General features: G+C 30.2%; 22 protein-coding genes and 1 riboswitch. Of the genes, 3 read left to right on the top strand and 19 right to left on the bottom strand.

Annotated elements, in window-relative coordinates:
- Positions 1-19 precede the first annotated feature (19 nt).
- The 14 genes from HBE96_RS16705 to proC form a co-directional block, all read right to left on the bottom strand.
- On the bottom strand, positions 20-1,420 hold the full coding sequence (locus HBE96_RS16705) for a PTS fructose transporter subunit IIC (RefSeq protein ID WP_169298864.1): 1,401 nt from the start codon (positions 1,418-1,420) through the stop codon (positions 20-22).
- A complete protein-coding gene (gene pfkB / locus HBE96_RS16700) occupies positions 1,421-2,344 on the bottom strand; it encodes a 1-phosphofructokinase (protein WP_169298863.1) in 924 nt (307 codons plus the stop codon).
- A 19-nt stretch (positions 2,345-2,363) separates the two neighbouring features.
- Entirely contained in the window at positions 2,364-3,224 is an 861-nt protein-coding gene (locus HBE96_RS16695) for a tagatose bisphosphate family class II aldolase (protein ID WP_169298862.1), read from the bottom strand.
- A 199-nt stretch (positions 3,225-3,423) separates the two neighbouring features.
- The gene (locus tag HBE96_RS16690; RefSeq protein ID WP_169298861.1) at positions 3,424-3,573 is read right to left on the bottom strand and encodes a hypothetical protein; all 150 of its coding nucleotides are present in this window, start codon (positions 3,571-3,573) and stop codon (positions 3,424-3,426) included.
- A 6-nt stretch (positions 3,574-3,579) separates the two neighbouring features.
- Complete coding sequence (locus HBE96_RS16685; protein ID WP_169298860.1) at positions 3,580-4,317, bottom strand: MurR/RpiR family transcriptional regulator; 738 nt, start codon at positions 4,315-4,317, stop codon at positions 3,580-3,582.
- Positions 4,318-4,458: 141 nt separating this feature from the next.
- A complete protein-coding gene (locus HBE96_RS16680) occupies positions 4,459-6,252 on the bottom strand; it encodes an ASKHA domain-containing protein (protein ID WP_169298859.1) in 1,794 nt (597 codons plus the stop codon).
- Positions 6,245-7,276, bottom strand: coding sequence for a methylcobamide:CoM methyltransferase MtbA (locus HBE96_RS16675; protein WP_169298858.1), 1,032 nt, complete (start codon positions 7,274-7,276; stop codon positions 6,245-6,247). Before HBE96_RS16675 ends, HBE96_RS16680 begins: the two co-directional genes overlap by 8 nt.
- 15 nt (positions 7,277-7,291) lie before the next feature.
- A complete protein-coding gene (locus HBE96_RS16670) occupies positions 7,292-7,948 on the bottom strand; it encodes a corrinoid protein (RefSeq protein ID WP_169298857.1) in 657 nt (218 codons plus the stop codon).
- 32 nt (positions 7,949-7,980) lie between these two features.
- Positions 7,981-9,051: a uroporphyrinogen decarboxylase family protein gene (locus HBE96_RS16665; protein ID WP_169298856.1), complete on the bottom strand. Its 1,071-nt coding sequence runs from the start codon at positions 9,049-9,051 to the stop codon at positions 7,981-7,983.
- 43 nt (positions 9,052-9,094) lie between these two features.
- Positions 9,095-9,964: a uroporphyrinogen decarboxylase family protein gene (locus HBE96_RS16660; RefSeq protein WP_169298855.1), complete on the bottom strand. Its 870-nt coding sequence runs from the start codon at positions 9,962-9,964 to the stop codon at positions 9,095-9,097.
- Positions 9,965-10,087: 123 nt separating this feature from the next.
- Positions 10,088-11,041 (bottom strand): GTP-binding protein, encoded by a 954-nt coding sequence (locus HBE96_RS16655; protein ID WP_169298854.1) that lies wholly within the window; start codon positions 11,039-11,041, stop codon positions 10,088-10,090.
- Between the two features lie 440 nt (positions 11,042-11,481).
- The gene (locus HBE96_RS16650; RefSeq protein ID WP_169298853.1) at positions 11,482-11,742 is read right to left on the bottom strand and encodes a YkuS family protein; all 261 of its coding nucleotides are present in this window, start codon (positions 11,740-11,742) and stop codon (positions 11,482-11,484) included.
- 186 nt (positions 11,743-11,928) lie between these two features.
- Positions 11,929-12,336: a hypothetical protein gene (locus tag HBE96_RS16645; RefSeq protein ID WP_169298852.1), complete on the bottom strand. Its 408-nt coding sequence runs from the start codon at positions 12,334-12,336 to the stop codon at positions 11,929-11,931.
- 54 nt (positions 12,337-12,390) lie between these two features.
- Positions 12,391-13,176: a pyrroline-5-carboxylate reductase gene (proC, locus tag HBE96_RS16640; protein ID WP_169298851.1), complete on the bottom strand. Its 786-nt coding sequence runs from the start codon at positions 13,174-13,176 to the stop codon at positions 12,391-12,393.
- 260 nt (positions 13,177-13,436) lie between these two features.
- A riboswitch (glycine riboswitch) is annotated at positions 13,437-13,524 on the top strand.
- A 142-nt stretch (positions 13,525-13,666) separates the two neighbouring features.
- Between proC and HBE96_RS16635 the strand changes: the two genes are divergently transcribed.
- Positions 13,667-15,061: an amino acid permease gene (locus tag HBE96_RS16635; protein WP_169298850.1), complete on the top strand. Its 1,395-nt coding sequence runs from the start codon at positions 13,667-13,669 to the stop codon at positions 15,059-15,061.
- A 257-nt stretch (positions 15,062-15,318) separates the two neighbouring features.
- Here the strand turns inward: HBE96_RS16635 and HBE96_RS16630 are convergent, their stop codons facing one another.
- From HBE96_RS16630 to HBE96_RS16620, 3 genes are all read right to left on the bottom strand, one after another.
- Entirely contained in the window at positions 15,319-16,089 is a 771-nt protein-coding gene (locus HBE96_RS16630; protein ID WP_169298849.1) for a DUF2087 domain-containing protein, read from the bottom strand.
- Positions 16,090-16,328: 239 nt separating this feature from the next.
- Positions 16,329-17,252, bottom strand: a complete 924-nt coding sequence (locus HBE96_RS16625; protein WP_169298848.1) for an MBL fold metallo-hydrolase — start codon at positions 17,250-17,252, stop codon at positions 16,329-16,331.
- Positions 17,253-17,842: 590 nt separating this feature from the next.
- Positions 17,843-18,781 (bottom strand): M15 family metallopeptidase, encoded by a 939-nt coding sequence (locus HBE96_RS16620; protein WP_169298847.1) that lies wholly within the window; start codon positions 18,779-18,781, stop codon positions 17,843-17,845.
- Positions 18,782-19,075: 294 nt separating this feature from the next.
- Here HBE96_RS16620 and HBE96_RS16615 point away from each other — a divergent pair, with 294 nt between their 5' ends.
- Positions 19,076-19,366 carry a hypothetical protein gene (locus HBE96_RS16615; RefSeq protein ID WP_169298846.1) on the top strand — a complete coding sequence of 97 codons (291 nt, stop codon included), beginning with the start codon at positions 19,076-19,078 and terminating at the stop codon, positions 19,364-19,366.
- 118 nt (positions 19,367-19,484) lie between these two features.
- Here HBE96_RS16615 and mutT read toward each other — a convergent pair whose 3' ends face one another.
- Positions 19,485-19,877 (bottom strand): 8-oxo-dGTP diphosphatase MutT, encoded by a 393-nt coding sequence (gene mutT, locus HBE96_RS16610; protein ID WP_169298845.1) that lies wholly within the window; start codon positions 19,875-19,877, stop codon positions 19,485-19,487.
- A 217-nt stretch (positions 19,878-20,094) separates the two neighbouring features.
- A complete protein-coding gene (hcp, locus tag HBE96_RS16605; RefSeq protein WP_169298844.1) occupies positions 20,095-21,798 on the bottom strand; it encodes a hydroxylamine reductase in 1,704 nt (567 codons plus the stop codon).
- Positions 21,799-21,916: 118 nt separating this feature from the next.
- On the opposite strand from hcp, the gene HBE96_RS16600 reads away from it, so the two are divergent.
- Complete coding sequence (locus HBE96_RS16600) at positions 21,917-22,612, top strand: Crp/Fnr family transcriptional regulator (RefSeq protein WP_169298843.1); 696 nt, start codon at positions 21,917-21,919, stop codon at positions 22,610-22,612.
- Positions 22,613-22,738 lie beyond the last annotated feature (126 nt).

Raw genomic sequence — 22,738 nt, 5'->3', positions numbered from 1 at the left:
ATAACAATATAAAACCTAATTATTTTGCTTTTTTCTGAACGTATCCTCTATATGTTCCATATAGTACTGCGCCAACTGCTGACCCTACTAATATTGCACCTACCCATAATAATGGACTGCTAACTAGTGGTAATATTAAGAATCCACCATGTGGAGCTGGTACTTGAATTCTCATTAAGTAACTTAATACAGCAGATATAGAAGATGCAATCATTAATATTGGAATAACTCTCAATGGATCTTTAGCTGCAAAAGGAATTGCTCCTTCCGTTATGTGAGTACAACCTAAAATGTAGTTTACCAAACCTGCAGCTCTTTCTTCTTCATCAAACCTTTTCTTAAAAAAGGTTGTAGCTAAAGCAATTACAAGTGGTGGCGTTATACATGCTGCTGAAACACCAGCCATGAAGTAATAATTTCCCTGTGCAAGAAGCATTGTACCTGTTAAATAAGCTGCTTTATTTACTGGACCTCCAAAATCAAACGCGCTCATACAACCTATAACTATTCCTAATAAAATTGGGTTTGCTTGTTGTAGAGATGCCAGCCATCCCATAGCACCTTTATTTATAGCTGCTATTGGTCCACCTAGTAAAGTCATTAATACACCAGTTATTAATATTCCTATTATCGGCAATATAAATATTGATTTTAAACCTTCAAATTGTTTTGGTAACCCTGATAATAACTTTTTAAAGTAAAGCATTAAGTATCCAGCAAAGAATCCTGCAATAATACCACCTAAAAATCCTGATCCTGTAGTATTGGCTATAAGTCCACCAACAAATCCTGCAACCATACCTGGCCTTCCAGAAATGGAATTAGCGATATATGCTGTAAATATTGGAACTATTACTGAGAATGCTTGGCCGCCTATTCCCTTAATCATAGCTGCTGTAGCATTATATTGTGATGATTTTGGATCAAAGGAATATATACCCCATAAAAATGATATTGCTATAAGTACACCACCAGCTACAACAAATGGTAACATGTAAGAAACACCATTCATTAAATGCTTATATATATCCCTAGTTAAAGATTGTTTTCCTACAACTTCATCAGAACTTTTCTTTGTACTGGATTTTTCTGATGCCTTTCCACCTTTTACAGGCACTTTTCCATCTAGTACAGCCTGAATTAATTCTTTAGGTTTACGTATTCCATCCACAACTGAAGTCTCTATAGTTGGTTTTCCTATAAATCTGTCAGCTCTGGCATCCTTATCTGATGCAACTATTACTCCAACTGCCTCTTCTATATCTTTGTCCGTTAATTCATGTTCAACTCCAACTGCACCGTTGGTTTCTACTTTTATTTCCACACCTAATTCTTCAGCTGCCTTTTTTAACGCCTCTTCTGCCATAAATGTATGAGCAATTCCTGTAGGACATCCTGTAACAGCAACAATTTTTTTCATTTACATTACCTCCTTAACATCTATTATTTGCATATATGTGGATACCTTCTTAAGGTCTCCTAATGCACTTGACTCAGCAACATTTGCTCCTGTGGCAGATGCTTTTTTAAGTGCTTTTTCAATATCACCTTCAAATATCCATTCACTTAAAAATGCTGCTAATGATGAATCACCTGCACATGCAGAGCTTAAAAGTTTAATTTTAGGTGCAGTACAATAGTAAGTTTTTTTACCATCATAAAAATACATGCCATTTTCCCCTAAAGTTAAAAGTATATTTCTTGCACCAAGCTTATTAATATATTTCAATGCATTCTTTATGTCATTTTCATCCTTTAAATCAACCCCAAATATTTCTTTAACTTCATCATCATTAGGTTTAATTAATAATGGTTTATATTTTAATAATTCCCTTAATTTTTTAGAACTAATATCTAATACAACTTCTACATTTTTTTCAGCACATATATCTAAAATTTCATTATAATAATCCTGTTTTATACTTTGAGGCAAACTTCCACTTATTATCAAATAGTCTTCCTTTTTTAAATTTGATGATAAATATTCTAATAAGTCTTTTTGAGTTTCTTCTGGAACAAATGGCCCCTTATTTACATATTTAAATTCCTTGTTACCTTCAACAGTTATAAACACATTTATTCTTGTATTTTCTTCTATCCAAAAGGGTATTGTAGATATATTTCTCTTATTTAACTCATCTACAATATACTTTCCTGTAAATCCTCCAAAGAAGCCAATTGCCTTACTTTCTATAGAATAATGATTTAAAACTAGTGATACATTTACCCCCTTGCCATTAGGTGAATATGATAAATTATTAGTTCTATTTACTTTAAATGGTTCACTGCTGCTTGAATAACAATTCATGTCTATAGCTGGATTTGTTGTTAATGTGTAAATCATCTCTTCACCACCTGTCTTTCTAAGCTTGATCATTACTTCCACAAACTATTATTTTATGTCTTACTATGTCCTTCATTGCTTCTTTTCCTGGTGTCATGTATTTTCTCGGATCATTAGCAGCTGGATTTTCATTAAAGTATTTCTTTACAGCATTTGAAAATGGGATTTTCAAATCAGTTGCTACATTTACTTTGCAAATTCCAAGAGATATAGCTTTTTTCACTAATTCATCAGGTACATCTGAAGCACCATGTAGTACTAATGGAACCTCAACTTTTTTTCTAATTTCCAACAATCTATCAAAGTCTAGTTTAGGTTCCCCCTTATATAATCCATGAGCTGTACCTATAGCTATTGCCAGCGAATCTACACCTGTTCTGGCTACAAATTCTACAGCATCATCTGGATTTGTATACATTGCATCCTTCTCACTTACTACTAAATCATCTTCTCTTCCACCTAACTTACCAAGTTCTGCTTCAACAGTTACATCATATTTATGTGCATATTCTACTACTTCTTTAACAATTCTTATATTCTCTTCAAAGGCTTTTTTTGATGCATCTATCATGCATGATTTAAAACCAATATCTATATAATTTTTAATTTCAGCAATATTTTCAAAATGATCTAAATGAATAGATATTGGAATATCATATCTTGCTGCTGCTACCTCTGCCATTGCAACTATATAATCTGCTCCTGCATAGTCAGTAATGGTGGATGGAGTTCCTGCTATGATAACTGGAGATTTTAATTCAGCTGCAGTTTCTGCAACAACTTGCAATGTTTCCATGTTATGAATATTAAATGCTGGTACTGCATATCCATTTAATTTCGCTTTTTTTAGCATTTCTCTGGTAGATAAAATTCTTCTCATTTTCTTTTTCTCCCTTGTGCTTTATTTATAATTCTATTTTAACTTGTATATATAGAAAATGTTTTCATAACTTTCGTACATTTCTTGTACAATTAAATAAATAAGATGAGTTTTTATCTGTGTTGCATACACATAAATGATTTTGAAAATACCAAAAAGAGATTTTCAATAATTTGAAAATCTCTTTTTTATATTTGGATTATCTTCCTGGTGGTACTTCACTATCATCTATATCACTGTTAACTATGTACTCATAATTATCATATACTACTGAATCTGGTTTAACTTTGTTAATTATCTTTACATTCTTTGATTTATTTTTAATTTGGTTATATACATACCTTTCCATTATAAGTTAAATTATTAAATAATCTATAATAGCTCTTGATATAATAAACAGTGGTAATCTTGAAGTAACTTCAAATTCTTTTATAGCAGTTCTAGATTGCTTGTACCCAATTAATGTAATATCTGATATTTCTTCCAATTTGCTGCCTGTAACACAGCAGCAAGTGATCAATTTAGCTCCTGTTTTAATTGCACTTTCAGCTGCTTCTACTATTTCTGGAGATCCAATTTTCAAAGAAAAAACTATTACAAGCTCATCCTCATTTAAGGTTTTACATATCTTCCTCATAATGTTAGGATCAACTATTAAAAATGTATTATATCCAAGCAATTGCAGTTTTAAATTAAATTCTTGAGCAACAAGTTCTGTAAGACCTCTAGCTAAAATATATATACGTTTTGACTCTTTTATCAACTTAACAGTTTTTAATACATTCTTTACCGAAATATTTTCTATTGTCTTTGTTACCTCTATTAAAGATTTTCCTAATATCTCATTTACCTTTTTAGAATCATGATTATAGTCTTCCTTAGCTGAAATTTTATATCGCAATTCTGAAAAGCCCTCTAATCCACACTTTTTTATAGTTCTAGAAACAGTTGCTGGTGAAGTAAATGATTTTTCTGCTACATCAACTATAGACATATTAGGTATATTACTTTCATTTGAATTAATATAATCAACTACCATCCTTTCAGTTTCAGTAAGCTTATCCAAAATATTATTATCAACTTCTATAACCAAACTTACTCCTCCTTATAATTACCATAACATCTAAACTAAAAATATTTTGTCACTAAATCCTACTATATCTTTAGCCACATTATAACATAAAATAAAATAGTTCTCCCAAATTTTTAGTTTGAGAGAACTTATATTTATATTCTAACTAGGGAATATAAGGCATGCGGCAAAAAGTTTTTCATAACCTTCAGATGCACCTAATTCCATATAGTCTATTTGATGAGCTAGTTGTTCAATTTCTTCCTTTACCTTACCGGACATAAGAGCCATATATGCACCTGTTTTGGATGAATTTCCTACATATAATAGCTTATCTTCAACTTTTTCTGGCAAAATTCCTATTCCTACCAAACTGTCAGCTGATAGGTGAGCTCCAAATTGTCCTGCTACAACGACTTTATCAAGATTGTCCATATCAATATTAGCCTTTTTTAATAAAGCATAAAAACCTGAAAGAATAGCTCCTTTTGCTAATTGCACTTGGCGAATATCTCCTTGTGTAATTAGTATTTGGTCTGGACTGCTTTCTAAAATAAACTGTCGTTTTCTGCCATCTAATTGAATCATATCATATCTGTAATCTGATTCCTCTAACTTTTCTTTCTTTATAAATGCTCCATCCTTTTTTACAAGTTCTGTACGAAGCAGTTCTTTTACGACAGCTAATATACCACTTCCACATATTCCTATTGGCTTTTGATCTCCGATAACCTGAACTTCAACTCCACTTTCAGTTATTTTTACATCCTCAATTGCGCCTTCTGCTGCTCTCATTCCAGAACTAATATTCATTCCTTCTAAAGCTGGACCTGCTGCACAAGAACATGATAACAACTTTCCATGATTGGATAAAACAATTTCTCCATTGGTTCCAATATCTATAAAAAGAACATTTTCCTTTGCTTTATGCAGCTGACAAACATATGCTCCAGCTACAATATCTGCACCTATATAAGCTGAAACTGATGGTAGACAATATAATCTAGCACCTGGTGCTGCCTTTAATCCAATATCCTTAGCCAATATATTTTTTGACTTTGTAAATATTGGTGAATATGGAGACATTCCTATAGATGTAGCATCAATCCCTAACAAAAGATGCATCATTGTACAGTTTGCTGCAATAGATATCTCATAAATATTTTTTCTATCTACTTTTGATTTATTGCATATATCTCCAATCATCTCATTAATAGAATTTACAATTGCATATTGCAGTTTTTCTTTTCCATCTTCAGGATGCTCCACTTCATAAGTTATTCTAGTTAAAACATCCAATCCAAAGTTCTTTTGAGCATTAATCATTGAAGCTGTAGCTAATTCTTTACCTGTCTTCATGTCAATTAATGCTGTTACAACAGTTGTAGTTCCAATATCAACTGCAACTCCATAGAGAATATCTGTGGTATCGCCGCACTCAATTGCAATTAATTCTCTTCCATTAAAAACTCCTGTAACTTTTCCAGTTATAAATTCATGCTGCTGAAGTAATCTCCAATCAAACTTTTCAACATCAAATGTTTTACATATAAGTTCTTCAAAAGAACCTTGATTTTCTAATGTAGGTTTTTCTATTTCAAAGACCTCTTTATGAATTAAAGGATTAAACTCAAAATCAGGTGTATAACCTGTTGTAAGTATGTCATGTTTTCCTTCTTTTTGTAAAATTTCAATTACAATATCCCCTTGTGGTACTACAAGGCAAGAAAGTCTTATACCTGAATCAATTTCTTCCTTTTTTAAAAGCTTCTCTTCTGTTTCTCCGATATCAGGTAAATTTCCTTCTAAAAGTTTAATTTTGCATTTTCCACAGGACCCTTTTCCATTACAAGGATTGTTTACAAAAACATCATTTTCAAGTAAAATTTGCAGTAAATTTTTATCAGGTGTATATTCAAAGCTTTTATTCTGTGACTTAATAGAAATCTTAGACATTAGTATCTCCATCCCCTTTTGATAAATATTCTAGCATTGCTTTCACATTTTTTAAAGGAGATTTCATTCCAAGTCCACAAGCTGGAGATATAATATTAGATCCATCTTTTACACACTTTGCAGTTAATTCTTCAATTTTCTTTGGTTCCCCAAACTCAATTGTATAAGTACTTACATTTCCCATTAACACTCTATCTTTTAAATTTTTTCTAGCATCACTCATGTTAACTATAGAATCAAAACTTAAGGCATTACTTTTTACCTTATTTACTTCTGAATACACCCTCTTCATTTGCCCACATATATGCACAATTGTACCTTTATTCTCTTTTTTTACAACTTCAATAATTTTATTAATATATTTAACAGTAAATTCTTCAAATAATTTTGGTCCTAAAATTTCACCTGTACCACTAGGATCAGAAATAGCTATTATATCAGCACCTGCTTCTATTTGTTTTTTTGCAAATGTAATTAATTCATCTGTAACAAAATTAAGAAATTCATGTGCTTCCTTATTGCTCTTTTTTAATTCTTTATAAAAGGTAGAAGGTTCCATTATAGAACTTGCTGTACTAATAGGTCCAGTTAAATTACCTATGATAGGAACATCAGTACCTTTTGATTTCAATAATTTAATTGCCTCAATAACTACCTTTGCTCTTCCTTCTGTAAAATTAATTTGAGAAATCTTCTTCCATTCCTTAACAGAATCAATTGCATATTCTACAACATGAGGCTCATAAATCCTTGTTCCCATATCAACCTTTGCTCCAAAATTTTCCGCCTCAATGGTCATACAAAATGGAACTCCATAATTCTCAAAACAACCTCTTTCATACACAGCTTCTGCTAAACCAGCCATCATTTGTGCATTAGTGTGTGCTTCAGGAAACTTTATTTGAGCTTCTTCTATTAACTCTGTTGTGACCATATTCATCATGCCTCCAGGACAAATACATGGTGGTCTATCAACCTTTTCTCCATTAAAAGCCTTATTTAAACGTTCTTTTGGTGACAACATATTCCTCACTTCTTTCTATGCTATATTAAGTAATCCTTTTACTAGTTTAACTGCTTCAATTGCATTAGCAGAATATCCATCTGCACCAATCAAATCAGAAAACTTCTTTGAAATAGGACCTCCTCCTATAACAACTTTAAGATTTTCTCTTATTCCAGCTTCTTTTAGTAGCTCTACAACAGTTTTCATTCCACCCATTGTTGTTGTCATCAAGGTTGACATACAAACAAATGAAGCATTAACTTCCTTAGCTTTATCTACAAAACTCTGAAGTGGAACATCTCTACCTAAATCAATCATATCAAATCCAGCTGTTTCTAACATGATTTTTACTAAATTTTTTCCTATATCGTGGGTATCTCCTTCTACAACTCCAATTACTCCCTTTGGTTTTTCTCTATTTGCTTCATCTGCTGGAAGATGAGGTCTTAAAATTGCTAAACCTTCATACATTGCATCTGAACATAATAATAAATCCGTAACAAAATATTCTTCTTCCTCATACAATTTGCTTGCACGATTCATACCATCTACAAGACCTTCCATAATACCATCAAGTATATCATATCCTGCTTCTACATATTCCTTAGATGCTTCAATCGTATCTTCCTCTTCCATTTCAAATACACCATCAGATAATCTTTTTAATAATTCTTCCTTTGATACTGTCATTATTTTCCCTCCATTTTTTATAAATTTATCTTCTAAGAGAAATTTTTTGGATCTAGTGGCCATTTTCCATATTTTCTAGCAGAAGCCATAAACTGATCAATATTTTCTAATGGAACTGCACCTGAAAGATCGCAGCCTGATGCCAAAATATATCCACAAGGACTGTCATAGGCCTTTTGCATACAATTTTTTACTGCTGAGTCTACATCATTGGTATTTCCTAAAATCAATACTTCCACTGGATCTACATTACCAAGTATAGGTACTTTGTCTCCTACTACTTGTTTTGTATATGCTAAATCTACTCTATTATCTATACTCATCATATCGCAGCCTGATTTCACCATTTCTCCTACAATTGATGTTGTATCTCCACAAATATGATAACAAACCATTCCCTTTGCATCATGAATCTCTTTCATTAATTCTTGAGTGTATGGTAAAACAAACTCTAAATATTGCTTTTTATTAAGAATAGTTCCTGATGCAATAGGATCACATAATAAAATAAGAACACCTGCTTTTATAAACTCTCTGCAAATCATTTTCAATGCATCATTACAGAATTTAATTAGTTGATGAAGTTTTTCAGGATTTTTTCTAGTTGCTCTGAGCAAGTTTTCTGTTTTGTAAATACTTGCAGCAGCAGTAAAAGGTCCAGATATTAATACTCCAGTTGGAACTTCATTTCCTATTTTCTCCATTATGATACGTGCAGCTTCTAAATGTAATTGGAATGCTTTATCATTTTTTAGTTCTAATTTTGACATATCTAGCTTATCAACGTCATTCAAATCTTCTAAAGCATATTTCATAATTGCTGGTACTGAATCTTCTGGATCACTCATTTCACTACCTAAAGCTGCACCTACACCATGTAGTCCATACTCAACAATAGTTAAGTCATTACCAAATCTTTCATAACAAGCTATCTGTGCTTTTGCTTCATTTAAAGCACTACTTCTTTTTTCCTTATGAGTCATTCCAAGTGCTAATCCAGACATAGAACAAGCAACTGGCATAGCTAAAATTCTATCCATAGGTTTTCCTGTCATAAATGCAGCTAATCTTTCATTTGGTGTCATTTTATCATTCTTGTGCATGTGTTTTACCCTCCACACTTTTTTTAATTTTTTATATTAATAATTAAAGTAAAGCAATTGTTTTGATTGTTCCATCCTTCAATTCAAAATCTTTATTTTTAATACACATTTGTCCAACAAATTTTGCTTGTCCCATAACTTTTACACAAGCTTCTGAATATTTTATAGATCCTCCTAAATTAATATCCTTCCACACTGCTTTATCTGTTCCTAATAGTGCAAAAGTAGTCTTAGGACAAAGCATTACTATCATTTCATCATCAATCATTTTTTCAATGTTTTTTAATAACGGATAAGTAAACATTTCTACAGTCTGCTCAGCATATTTAGGTCCTAAAATATTTAATCCTCCAGAAGAATCAGCATAACTAATCATGTTAACTCCTGCTTTTTTAGCTTCTTCAACAAAGCGTAATATTTCCTTTTGGAATTTATCGAAAATAGCCTTCATAGTATCTGAATCTTTTCTAAATAACTTAAAAACATGACGAGGATCAATTAAAACATTCATTATTGTAAATGGTCCTGAAATATATAGAAGAACATTCTCTCCTTTGTCTCTCAAATATTTACAAGCTTTTAGAACCTCTGATATACGTCCTTTTGAGTAATCGATTTCAGGTAGATTTAATATCTCTTGTGCTTTTGTGCAAATATAATCTTTTGCCCTTGGACCTGTTTTTTCATTTCCAAGATTAATTATTCCGCCCATAGCTTCTCCCTCAACGGTATGACAGAATGGTAATCCACAAAAATTTGCATTATCATATTTCTTTAATTCTTCTGCTAATGCAGCCATGCTGTCCCAATGCTTATAGGCTTCTGGAAAATGTAATCCCGTTTTTTCTGTAACCTCTTCATTAATCCCTACAGAATTATCATAGGTACAATTAAAGTCAATAATTTTACTCATGTTAATCCCTCCTTATTAAGTTAGTAAATGACTATACCAAACTTAGCATTTTATATCAAGTGATTCTTAAATTCACATAGAGTTTGCTTATTCGGATAAAAATTATAGATTAAATATACCTGTTTAAAATTTTGGATATCTGCTTAAAACTTTAGATACATGCCTACTTGTAAAACATTGTAATATTTTTTGTTTTTTTAGGTGATTTCCAATAAAAGCCACCTTAGCCTCTTTAAATTCTTCCACATAGTTCCACTGAAAATGATGTGGAGTGAAATCAAAATAAATAAATCTTTTTGTATCAAGCTCTAAAATTCCTTTAGCCCTCAAAATATAACCATATTCCTTACTCTTTAGAGAAGATAAAATTTTATCCATATCCTTCTCTAGAAAAGTTTTGGTATTAGAAATAGATAAAGTACTAAACACTTTATCTGCAGGTGTTGATACAGCTTCTCCTTTTAAATCAATTTCAAAATCTTCAATTGTATCTAATATTTCAATTATTTTTTCACCCTCATAAGAATACCAATCATCCTTAAGGATATATGCTTTTTCATTATTTAATTTTATTTTGGAAATTACTTCTTCCACTTTTTCGTCATCTATACTATCTATATGACTTAAAAAGATAATATTAGCATTTCCAATTTGATCTAAATAAAATCCACCAAAATTCTCTAAATAATCATCAAATGCACTTACATCTACAATAGTTATAAGATGATTTATTCTTATATCGGAATTTGAATTTTCAGAAATTTTACCACAAACCCTTATGATGTCTGACAAATTCCCTACACCAGATGGTTCTATAAATATATGTTCAGGTTTATATTCTAACGCTAATTCCTCTATGCTATCTTTAAAATTTTTTACTAAACTACAACAAATACAACCAGCATAGATTTCTTTAATAGGTAGGTTGTCATTAATTAAGTCTCCATCAATGCCAATATCACCAAATTCATTTTCAATTAAAGCAATTTTACCTTTCATATTAGGAATGATTTTTTTTAAAAATGTTGTTTTTCCAGCTCCCAAAAATCCAGAAATAATATTTACATTGATACTCAATGTGAGCCTCCTTCATGAATATTTTTACTTATATGTTAAGAAATTAACAATTTTGTTTAAAAACGAATTTGTATGCCTTTTATGTCATATCATTTTATAGACAATTCTATACTATTTTCTTTATATATACTGAATAATTTTAACATTTAAAATACTATTAGTCTAATTATTATTAATTATTACTTTCTATGTGTCTATAAGTTATATTTATAGCAAAATTATAATTTTACACTTCTAAATTGATGTGTATATAAAAAAATCTATCTAAAGCAAATTCGCAATAGATAGATTTGATTCTTGAAGCATAATATTTTTAGTATTTAGTAGTCTGAATAAATTGGTATAATCACTAATATTTTTTCATAAAAGTGTGTTTATCAGCCCTCTATAAATAAACATACTTTTTCTTCATTAATAATTATACAATCATTCATTAACCATTATCTAGTGGTTTTCTGTTGAATCATATTTTTTACTTCTTCTTGTGTTAATCCACTAGCATTAATAACAGGAACTTTTGTGGAAGTATTACTAAAACCCATCATATCTGTATTATAGTCTGCTGTAACAATTACATCTAAACCTTCATACTTTGAAGCATTGTTACTAATATCTCCACTCAAAGTTTGCACTGAATATCCTTCTGAACTTAAATAATCTGCAATATTAGACAAACCTTTTTCTATACCAATTTTTTTCATATGTTATCACCTCATCTGTATTTTTCCCACTGATAGTTATCAATATGCATGCTTATTTTGTTAATTACTTAAAAGACATCTTCAAAAAATATCCGTCATATATTGGACTTGTTATTTTCTTTCAGATGCCTAAATTCTTAACATGAAAAAAGAGCTAAAGTTTTTCATCCTAGCTCTTTTTTGTAATTAACTTTGTAGTTTATCGATTAATTTTAATAATTGATTTTTATAATCTTTCCCTTCAATTACTAGTGTTGTACCTCTTTTTACATACTCATACTTTTCTTCCATACTAAAACAAGAATCTATTTCATTGTATACAGTAATAGGCATTCCAGTAAAAAAAGATACTACGTTTTGTACTTTTAAAATTTCTGGTATGCAATGACGTATTCCATCTTGCTCTGTTTCATGATCCTCTATACATGTTGTAGAAATTAATTCAAGAATTCTTGCCTTAAATGTACCATTTTCATCATTCATTACTTTTATCTTATCTGTGCTATATATAACAGTATTATTGTATTTAAAATATACATCAATATCTTCAAATGCATATGCATATACTTTTTTTAGATAAAATTCTCTACTCACTAAAATATTCTCCTTCACTGTCCTCTGTCCTCTCAAAAGTTGAGTCTATTACTTTTAATTTTTCTTTTTTTGTATTTCGTCTATTGCATCAATAATGGAGCTACGTAAGCCCTTTCTTTCTAATGCTGCCACCCCAACTATTGTGCTTCCTCCTGGAGAACATACTGCATCCTTCATTACTCCTGGATGTGTATTTGTAATCACTTGTAATTTTCCTGTTCCAACTACCATTTGACTTGCTAGCTTATATGACACATCTCTGGGTAAACCGTGCATTACTGCAGCATCTGCTAATGCTTCTATAAACATACTTGCAAAAGCTGGACCACAACCACTTATTGTTCCTGCAATACCTAAATTTTTTGTTTCTACATTTTCAATAAGTGCGATTTGTGAAAATAAATTTACAAAGGACTCATTTTCTTCAAATGTTAATGAGCTTTTATTTTCACAAACAATAACCCCTTCTCCTACTGACACTGGAGTATTTGGTAACGTACTTAAATGGTGAGTATTTGGTGCTAATATATCTTCATATTTGTCAAATGTATAATTTACTACCACTGAAATAACAATTTTACCAACTAATTTTTCTTTAATTGGTGTAATCACCTCTTCAACAAGATACGGTTTCACAGCAATAACCACCATATCTACATTGTCTACTAACTTACTTGAATCTTTACAAGGGATAAATCCTTTTGAATTAGTATTTCTGCATAACTTATCCCAATTTTTTGCACATGCATATATCTGCTCAGCTTTCATTGCATTTTTATAAATCAAACCATTGGCAAGTGCTTGTGCCATATTTCCAAATCCTATAAATCCTATTTTCATTTGTATCCTCCTCACATTAGGCTTTAATATTATTATTTAAATACTCTTTAGTCATTATAAATATTTTCATCAATTGTAGTCAAATATCCTCTTTATTTTAATTAAAAATGAAAAATTGTTGCAATTCTATTAAATATGTATTAATATATAAATTAAAATTTAATAGTTCAGATGAAGATAGTGGGAGAGTTATGGCTATTGCCATTCACCGAAGAAGTAAATCTTTCAGGTACCTAATTTAATTAGAGATGACCGCTATTGGATGAACCCTTGGAGAGACTCTTAATAGAGCACCGAAGGAGAAAGCCGAAAGGTCAAACTCTCAGGTAAAAGGACAGGGGACAGGTAACATATCTTACAAAAGTAATACATTATCAACATCAATTACTTCGTTTAGATCTTATCTATTCCCATTTGTATCTCCAATCACAAAACACTTATATAGGGAAAGACATTTTTACATGTCTTTTGACTAAGATGGAGGGATAAAATGGATCAATTAACGTCAAAAAATCAAAACTTATCAAGAGGACTAAAAAATCGACATGTTCAATTACTTGCAATTGGTGGTGCAATCGGCACCGGGTTATTCCTTGGTTCAGGCAGGTCTATTCACCTGGCTGGTCCATCTATTTTATTTGCGTATATGATAACAGGAACAATTTTATTTTTTGTTATGCGTGCCCTTGGAGAATTGTTACTTTCTAATTTAAACTACCATTCTTTTGTAGAGTTTGTGTATGATTATCTAGGAGAAGGAGCAGCCTTTATTACTGGATGGACCTACTGGTTTTGCTGGGTTTCACTTGCTATGGCTGACGTAGCTGCCACTGGACTTTACATACAATACTGGTTTCCTAATGTATCTAGATGGGTTCCAAGCCTTATAGTTCTTGTGATTTTGCTAATCATGAACCTTACCGCAGTAAAGTTATTTGGTGAAATGGAATTCTGGTTTGCACTAATTAAAGTTGTTGCAATTTTAGCATTAATTATAGTTGGTACATTTATGATTATTAAAGGATTCTCTACAAATGCTGGTACATCTAGCTTTACAAACCTTTGGAGTCACGGTGGTTGGTTTCCAAACGGGGTAAATGGTTTTATACTTTCCTTTCAAATGGTTGTATTTGCTTTTACCGGAATTGAATTAGTTGGACTTACAGCTGGTGAAACTGAAAATCCAGAACAAGTTATTCCAAAAGCTATTAACAACATTCCAATTAGAATTATTATTTTCTATGTGGGAGCACTTACTGTTATTATGGGTATATACCCTTGGAATTCAATTAATCCTGCTAAAAGCCCATTTGTACAAGTATTTGCTTCAGTGGGAATCGCAGCAGCAGCAAGCATTGTAAATTTTGTTGTATTAACATCAGCTGCATCTGCTTGCAACAGTGGTATCTTTAGTACAAGCCGTATGGTTTATTCTCTTGCTAAAGAAAATAATGCACCTGAATCAATGAAAAAATTAACTTCTAATCACATACCTTGTAATGCTACAGTATTCTCTGCAACTGTTATCTTGATTTCAGTTATTCTGAACTATATTATGCCAGAAGGCGTATTTGTACTTATTACAAGTATATCAACATTTTGCTATATATTCATTTGGGCAGTTATAGTTATCTGCCATCTAAGATATCGCAAAACTAGGCCTGAACTTGCTTCTAAAAACAAATTCAAAATGCCACTTTATCCAGTAATAAACTATATAATTTTAGCATTCTTTGTATTTGTTTTAGTTACATTGGTACTTAATAATGAAACTCGTGTAGCCTTATTTGTAACACCTGTATGGTTTATAATGCTTGGGGTTATTTATAAAATTCTTAAATCAAAAAAGAAAATTGAAGAAGATGTCGAAAGAAATTTAGCATAGGCTATTTTTTCATAGGACAATTGACAAAGGACAGAGAACATTGAAGGTTGATTTTTTGCTAACTCAAAATAATCTTTAAATTTATATAAATCAACAATATTTCGCTTTAGCGAAACGAGTTATACAAAATCTTCCTTCTCTGTTGCACTATGTCCTCTAAAAATAATATTTATTCCTAATGCCACAGTCACATTTTTAATAAAATAAATTTACATTGGTCTTTATCTAAATTTTTCCTTTATACTGTATTCTAAACATTATTCTTTTACCCAGTAACTACTACAATCATTAGAACGTTCCATAAACCCATACTCAATTAAGGCTCTTCTAGTAGTAGCATAGTCCTCATTTATTCTTTGTAAAATTCTATTTATCTCTTTTTCGGAGTACTTCTTTCCTTTAGAAAAATTCTTAACTACTTCAGATAAAACTATTATTTTCTTCTTTTCTCTAGATGGGAATGTTTTTACTGCTCCATTTTCATCTATATAATTTTTAATTGTACTTTCTCTTTCATTATCAGTAATGTTATATCTATCATCTATGGTAGTTGCTGTTTTGTGAGCATCACATAAAATATCTTTGTCTAATATGTTTACTTTCTTTTTTGTGTTTGATGATATTAATTCCATCACTGATAAAAATAATCGTGCTTGCTTTTCTTTTTCACGTAGTTTATAACGATGATTTCTTATAGTAGACTGTGCTACCCCTAGCTTTACCGCAATTTCCTTATCAGTTAGTCCTGATGCTATTAATACTAACAACTCTCTTTGAACCTGTGATATTCCTATGAATGAAGGATTCATACCTAATAAATATTCTAAAGTAGATCCATGTTTTTCTGATATATGAAGCTCAATGGCCTTTTTGCAATCATAGAGCATAGAATCTATTTCATATATTCTTCCCTTTGTAAATTCCTCCTCGCAAATTATACATTTATAACTTTCTTCTAACTCAACATAACCTTTTTTTACCTCTTCAATAGTTGCATCCCAAAATAGTTCTTTATTATTTTTATTCATATTATCTGACACCTCTACACTTATTTTATATTCATTATATGCTCATTTTAATAGTATGTCTATATATAAATAAACTTTTTAATATAAAGTCTACTAATTATTAATAACAATAAAAAAATAGTACCTCTATATAAGAAGTACTATTTACACTACCCAATGTAATCTCAACTTTTTTGGAAGAACAGTAAAGGTCGATTTTTAGCTATACTCAAAAATCAACCTTCATTGTCCTCTGTACTTTAAAAAGTCATATCTATAACAGCATTAGCTGTCATCTTTGTATATTTAAGAAATCCATTTTCCATAATCAGCTTAAGTTTTTTTATTTCATATAAATAATCCACATAGGATTTTAACATTCTCTCTATAAAGTAATACTTATACGTATCTTGTATACGGATGTTAAACTTTTTAATGACAACCTTCATAATATCTTCCATTGTCATAGTTCCATCTATTACTTCATATATTCTCATTGCTCTACTTTCATAAAAATCGATATTATCATCTATTAGTTTTTTAATGTCGTCATACATTCCTTTATGTGCTACTATATATTTGCTGCACTTCAAATCATAAATTTTTGCCTTGCTCTTCATGTCTTCGCTTAATATATATGCATAGGGCATTTTTGCCCCCTCCATTACTTCATAACTTATGAGAGTATCTCCCATATATGCAACATCATCAGGTGTTATAATGCATATATTGGCAGGACTGTGACCTGGTGTATGAATAATCCCAAAATTAACCCCACATAATGATACCTCATTCTGATCTTCATCTATGATAACATCTGTTTTACAAACCATATGTCCATAGTGTTTCCTTATCTCTGTTAATGTTTGACTTCCATAATAAACCTTAAGGTTAACATCAGAACTACAAATAATAGCTTCATAAGCAGACATAGCAATTATAGCATTATATTTATTTTTTAAATGTGTATTGTTCCCAATATGATCTGTATGAGCATGACTGTTTAAGATAGCTCTAACTTTAAAATTATTGCTTTCCAAAACTTCATCTATACCCTCACGCTCTCCTTTTTTCCAGCCTGTATCCAACATGATAATTTCTTCATCATTAATTTTATAAAAAGGTATGTACGTCATTCCAGTATCAATGCAATATGTATTTCCCTTAACTTTTAATATATCCAATTAAATTTCTCCTTCCTTTCAAGTAATATTATAAGTACAGTTTTTATCTATTGTTTTCTTTATATTTAAGTTTTAAGGTATCATAATACTAATGACATATATCTTAATCACCTCGGATTTTATTTTGTATTTTAACATTTTGTATATTATTGTAATAAGTTAATATTTATATAGTATTATGATTATATTAAATATAAATTATAAAATAACAAAAATATGAGAGAATAATGTAATTTAGGTTGTTTAATATTACCAATTTGTCATAACCCTCAAGATAATACTATCATTTTTTAGCAAACATTGAAACAACCTTATTGCAAATAAACATCATATATCGTTTACATATAAAAAAATATTCAAATTAGCTATCTAAATCATTTCTCTTAAGCCTTTAAAAACTACATTTATCATTAATGTAGAAAGTGATTGGATATAACTGATGAAAAAATTATGGCACCATACTTTTAAAAGCATGGTGCCTACATAAAAGATATTCAAAAACGATTAGATCATAGCAGAAATTCTTACAAATCACTATTATTCAATTAATTGATAATAATTCATATTTATTTTTAGAACTTATTCTCATATTATTTTAATGATTGATTAATTTTATCAATATACTCCTTAATAGAGGCATCTTCTAAATTCACTCCATTATACCATGGTGATTTATCATCATTAACATTAGTAAAATATTTAGCTTTTAAAATAATCTCTGGTCTATATTCAAAATGTAAAATATCAAAATGTCCCCATTTCCCACCCCATATAAAGTTGTTTTTTTCAAAGGCTTCAACTATTTCTTTAGAATATGAATTTAAGCGTTCTTCTCCAGCTTTAGGTGAAGACCATTTCCAATAATCTCTTTTATCACTTGCAAGATCTATAGCAATACCAAAAGAATGAGGACTTAGTCTATTAGTACCTGCAACTAATCTATAGTTAAAAGTACCCATGCAGGGAAATAGGCATCTTCTAACAGATTCATTTTCTTTTAAAAGAGGTATGAGATTTTGCATAGTACTTTGAAGTGATTCAGCCGCTTTGTTATTATTGTTAAAAAGAACATGTGTGTATTTTAAATTTACACTTTTCAAATTTCCTTCTATCTGCTGTCTTGAAGAACCGTATACTTCTTTTAATAAATCATAGGATCTGTATCTTCCAGGATCATAATTTTTATCCATTAATTTAGAGATACTTGTTAAAGGATAAATCTGCTCCATAGTATCCTGTAAATCTGCATTTCCAAGCTTCTCCTCAGGCGTTTTTACTTTTTTGTCATCATATAAAATTTTTCTACCAGATTTCATTATTAAATATACATAATTATTATCATCACATTTAATATCCTTTATATATTCTGGATAAGCCATCATTAAGCATAACAGGTCCTGCTTCATTTTGATATCATATTCATTAACACTTATGCCTGTAACATTAGTACTAATAGCAGAAGCTTTTACTCCACAGGTTGAGTTAACCAGTAGAAAAAAAGTTATTATATAAATAAGTGTTTTCTTCATATCATACTCACCTTTCTTAATTATTGATTTATTTAATTTCTCTCATTTTTAATATACTTATTCACTCAATGGTTGGATTTGGGATTTGTTTATATGTAAAAGTTTAGTATAAAACATACTTTAACCTATAATTGTATATTCAATATTGGAAGTCTTCCATAGATGAAAGTTCTTTAACAGCATCAATATTAAATAAAGCCTATGTTTAAGAAGGCTGTTGAAAATGATATAATTATTGTAAGCCTAATACGCAATAAATAATTAAATTTTATGGATTGAAAGGACGTTTTAAACATGGATATAACTAAGATGCCACCAGATACAATAATAACAGAAGAAATGTTAGACCCACAACAAGGGGAAAGATTTATGGTTATAGAACATGATGGGAAATGTAATAAAGTAATAAGAAAAAGTACAGAAATTGAGATTGAAGCATATAGAGCCTATCAAAAAATTAAGCATAAAGATAAAATTTTAGTAAGAGCCATGGTTAATTATTCTGATTTACCTAAACAATTAGGCTATGATATGGAGCATATACTGGATTATGAAGTAATTGAGGTAATTAAAAAAGGTAATTAACAGATATATACTTTAAAATTGAAAAAACAACTTTATTTAGGTTTATATGAAGTAAAGGCAATCAAAGTTGCCTTTATAATTTCAACATAATTCTTAAACACATCCCAAATAAAACCTTCTATCTTTTATTACAAGCTTTAAGTTTTTCAATAACTAATACATCCGCTGGTATCCAATTAAGCTTATCTAATTCTTCTAAAGTTGTCCATTTAGCATCATTGTGGGCATTTAAATGTAATTCACCACCACATATAGTACATACAAAACAATGCATTGTAAGATGAAAATTTGGATAATCATAATCAATTGTTGTTAAATAGTTAGATATATCAATATTTAATTCTAATTCTTCTTTGATTTCACGAATAAGAGCTTCTTCTCGAGTTTCTCCAATTTCTATTTTTCCGCCTGGAAACTCCCACATATTCTCAAACTCACCATAACTACGGCGAGTGACTAATATTTTATTATTATGCTTTATTACTGCAGCAACTACTTGTATTGTTTTCATTTGTTTTCCTCCTAAAATAAAGCTATACACTTATGCAATAGCTCTATATAAAAATACATATTAGATTTATATATAATGTACTTTTAAAGTATACTACATAGATTTATACAAATCTATGTATGCTCCACCATACAAGTTTGATTCAAATGCCTTATTACAAAGTTAAAGGAACTAGACTTTCGCCTAGTTCCTAATTAAGAATAATTTAAAATCTATATTATCCTAAAAATATTTTTAAATCTTCATCAACAGTTCCAATTCCTGCTATTCCAAAGTTCTCTACTAAAACTTTAGCTACATTTGCTGAAAGGAATGCTGGAAGTGTTGGTCCTAAATGAATGTTCTTAACTCCAAGGTGTAATAATGATAACAATACTATTACAGCTTTTTGCTCATACCAAGCTATATTGTATGATATAGGAAGTTTATTTACATCATCAAGTCCAAATACTTCTTGAAGTTTTAATGCTATAACAACCAATGAATATGAATCATTACATTGTCCTGCATCTAAAACTCTTGGTATTCCACCAATATCACCAAGATTTAATTTGTTATATTTATATTTTGCACATCCTGCAGTTAATATAACTGTATCCTTTGGTAGCTTTTCTGCAAATTCAGTATAGTAACTTCTTGATTTTGCTCTACCATCACAACCAGCCATTACAAAGAATCTCTTTATAGCACCAGTCTTAACAGCATCTACAACCTTATCAGCAAGAGCTAATACTTGATTATGTGCAAATCCACCTATAATTTCTCCTTTTTCTATTTCAGTTGGAGCTTTACATTTTTTAGCTAAAGAAATTAATTCTGAAAAATCCTTATTTCCATTTTCATCTGCTTCAATATGCTTACAACCTGGTACACCTGTAGCTCCTGTTGTAAATAATCTGTTCTTATATGAATCCTTTGGAGGAACTACACAGTTTGTAGTCATTAAAATTACTCCATTAAATTTTTCAAACTCTTCTCCTTGTTTCCACCATGCATTTCCATAGTTTCCTGCAAAATGATCATACTTCTTAAATGCTGGATAATATTGTCCTGCAAGCATTTCACTATGAGTATAAACATCTACTCCTGTTCCCTTTGTTTGCTCTAATAACATTTGAAGATCTTTTAAATCATGACCAGAAATTAATATTGCAGGATTTTTTCTAACTCCAATATCAACCTTTGTAATTTCAGGGTTTCCATAAGTCTCAGTATTAGCTTTATCAAGTAAAGCCATTGCTGTTACACCATATTTTCCTGCTTCTAAAGCAAGTGCTACTAATTCATCTGCAGATAGTGCATCATTTACTGTAGCAGCTAAAGCTTTAGCCATAAATCCGTGAACCTCTACATCATTGTATCCTAAGTTCATAGCATGTTTCATATATGCTGATAAACCTTTAAGTCCATATATAACAAGTTCTCTTAAGCTTCTTACATCTTCATTTTCAGTTGCTAGCACTCCTACTTTTTCAGCCTTTTCATCAAATCCGCTAACACTTTTATCTGACCATGCTGCAGCATCAGGAATAACTACTTCACTTGATGCCAATCCAAATAATTTTTTAAAGAAACCACTATTACCTTTAGTTTCTCCAATTTGTCCACCTGCTTTTATAACTTGAGTCTTCAACTCTTCTCTTAATTTTAAAGTTTCCCTTACTCTATTTAAAAGAACTTCTCTATCAAAATTAGCATTGGTTATTGTAGAAAATAAATTTTCTGTTAGATACTTGTCCACTTTAGCATCAATTACGCCAACTTTTCTTCCCTCATTACTAACTATTGCTAGTCCTTTTGTTACAAAAATTAATAAGTCCTGAGCTTTTGCAACATCTGAAGTTTTACCACAAACACCTTTTACTGTACAGCCTTTTCCCCCTGCAGCTTCTTGACATTGAAAACAAAACATATTTGACATGATGTACCTCCTACTTTATTATCTTATTTTGATTGAAGTCTTGTTATTTCTATGTGATTATTATATTATATTTATTAAAGCAATTCGGTATCCGAGGATACAAAAGGATGGTATTTATATGATAAATCAATATATTAATCTAATTAAGAAATCACCTTTATTTCATGGTATAGATACAGACGAAATATTTTCGCTATTCCACTGCTTAAACCACCAAATACATGACTATAATAAGAATGAGTTCATAATAAATTCTGGTGAAACAATTGATAAATTTGGTTTAGTTTTAGAAGGGGAAATAATTATAACTAAAGAAAACATAAGGGGAGACAGAGTTGTAATGTCTATAATAAAAAAAGGCGGCTTATTTGGTGAAATGTTTGTATTTTCCAGTCGTAAAATATGGCCTGTAACAGTAATGGCACAATCATCTTGCAAAGTCTTATTTCTTGCCAATTCAGACCTTATAGCTAGATGTGGTAAAAATTGTTCATGGCATACTTCAATGCTTGCAAACTTTATAAACGTAATATCCGATAAAGGCTTAATGCTAAACAAAAAAGTTGAATATCTCTCACTTAAAAGCATAAGAAGTAAAATTTGTTTATACTTATTTGATCAATATGAACATGTGAAAAACAGTACCTTTACCATCCCCCTAAAACGAAATGAACTTGCTGATTTTTTAAATATATCACGACCATCACTGTCTAGAGAAATGTGTGAAATGCGTGATGAAGGTATTATTGATTTTCATTTATCCACATTTAAAATAAAAAATATTGAAACGTTAAAAGATTTTTGTGAATATTAAACATATAAAAAGGCTGCCACATTAAGAATAAATATTACAACGTATTGTGTTTGTCATTGGTTTTCCAAACAATACATTGTATATAAATTTCTTAATATGACAGCCTGATTTTTTCTCAATTATAAT

It is taken from the genome of Clostridium muellerianum, assembly GCF_012926525.1.
GTDB lineage: Bacteria > Bacillota > Clostridia > Clostridiales > Clostridiaceae > Clostridium_AM > Clostridium_AM muellerianum.
Note: the sequence above shows the minus strand (reverse complement) of the source record. Positions and strands in the feature narration are given on the sequence as shown.

Coding starts and splice junctions, on each gene's coding strand:
- mutT (WP_169298845.1), bottom strand. CDS start 19,877: ATGAAAACAATACAAGTAGTTGCTGCAGTAATAAAGCATAATAATAAA.
- HBE96_RS16670 (WP_169298857.1), bottom strand. CDS start 7,948: ATGACAGTATCAAAGGAAGAATTATTAAAAAGATTATCTGATGGTGTA.
- HBE96_RS16620 (WP_169298847.1), bottom strand. CDS start 18,781: ATGAAGAAAACACTTATTTATATAATAACTTTTTTTCTACTGGTTAAC.
- HBE96_RS16630 (WP_169298849.1), bottom strand. CDS start 16,089: ATGAATAAAAATAATAAAGAACTATTTTGGGATGCAACTATTGAAGAG.
- HBE96_RS16690 (WP_169298861.1), bottom strand. CDS start 3,573: ATGGAAAGGTATGTATATAACCAAATTAAAAATAAATCAAAGAATGTA.
- HBE96_RS16635 (WP_169298850.1), top strand. CDS start 13,667: ATGGATCAATTAACGTCAAAAAATCAAAACTTATCAAGAGGACTAAAA.
- HBE96_RS16665 (WP_169298856.1), bottom strand. CDS start 9,051: ATGCACAAGAATGATAAAATGACACCAAATGAAAGATTAGCTGCATTT.
- pfkB (WP_169298863.1), bottom strand. CDS start 2,344: ATGATTTACACATTAACAACAAATCCAGCTATAGACATGAATTGTTAT.
- HBE96_RS16650 (WP_169298853.1), bottom strand. CDS start 11,742: ATGAAAAAAATTGGTATAGAAAAAGGTTTGTCTAATATTGCAGATTAT.
- HBE96_RS16660 (WP_169298855.1), bottom strand. CDS start 9,964: ATGAGTAAAATTATTGACTTTAATTGTACCTATGATAATTCTGTAGGG.
- HBE96_RS16615 (WP_169298846.1), top strand. CDS start 19,076: ATGGATATAACTAAGATGCCACCAGATACAATAATAACAGAAGAAATG.
- HBE96_RS16695 (WP_169298862.1), bottom strand. CDS start 3,224: ATGAGAAGAATTTTATCTACCAGAGAAATGCTAAAAAAAGCGAAATTA.
- HBE96_RS16600 (WP_169298843.1), top strand. CDS start 21,917: ATGATAAATCAATATATTAATCTAATTAAGAAATCACCTTTATTTCAT.
- HBE96_RS16675 (WP_169298858.1), bottom strand. CDS start 7,276: ATGTTGTCACCAAAAGAACGTTTAAATAAGGCTTTTAATGGAGAAAAG.
- proC (WP_169298851.1), bottom strand. CDS start 13,176: ATGAAAATAGGATTTATAGGATTTGGAAATATGGCACAAGCACTTGCC.
- HBE96_RS16705 (WP_169298864.1), bottom strand. CDS start 1,420: ATGAAAAAAATTGTTGCTGTTACAGGATGTCCTACAGGAATTGCTCAT.
- HBE96_RS16680 (WP_169298859.1), bottom strand. CDS start 6,252: ATGTCTAAGATTTCTATTAAGTCACAGAATAAAAGCTTTGAATATACA.
- hcp (WP_169298844.1), bottom strand. CDS start 21,798: ATGTCAAATATGTTTTGTTTTCAATGTCAAGAAGCTGCAGGGGGAAAA.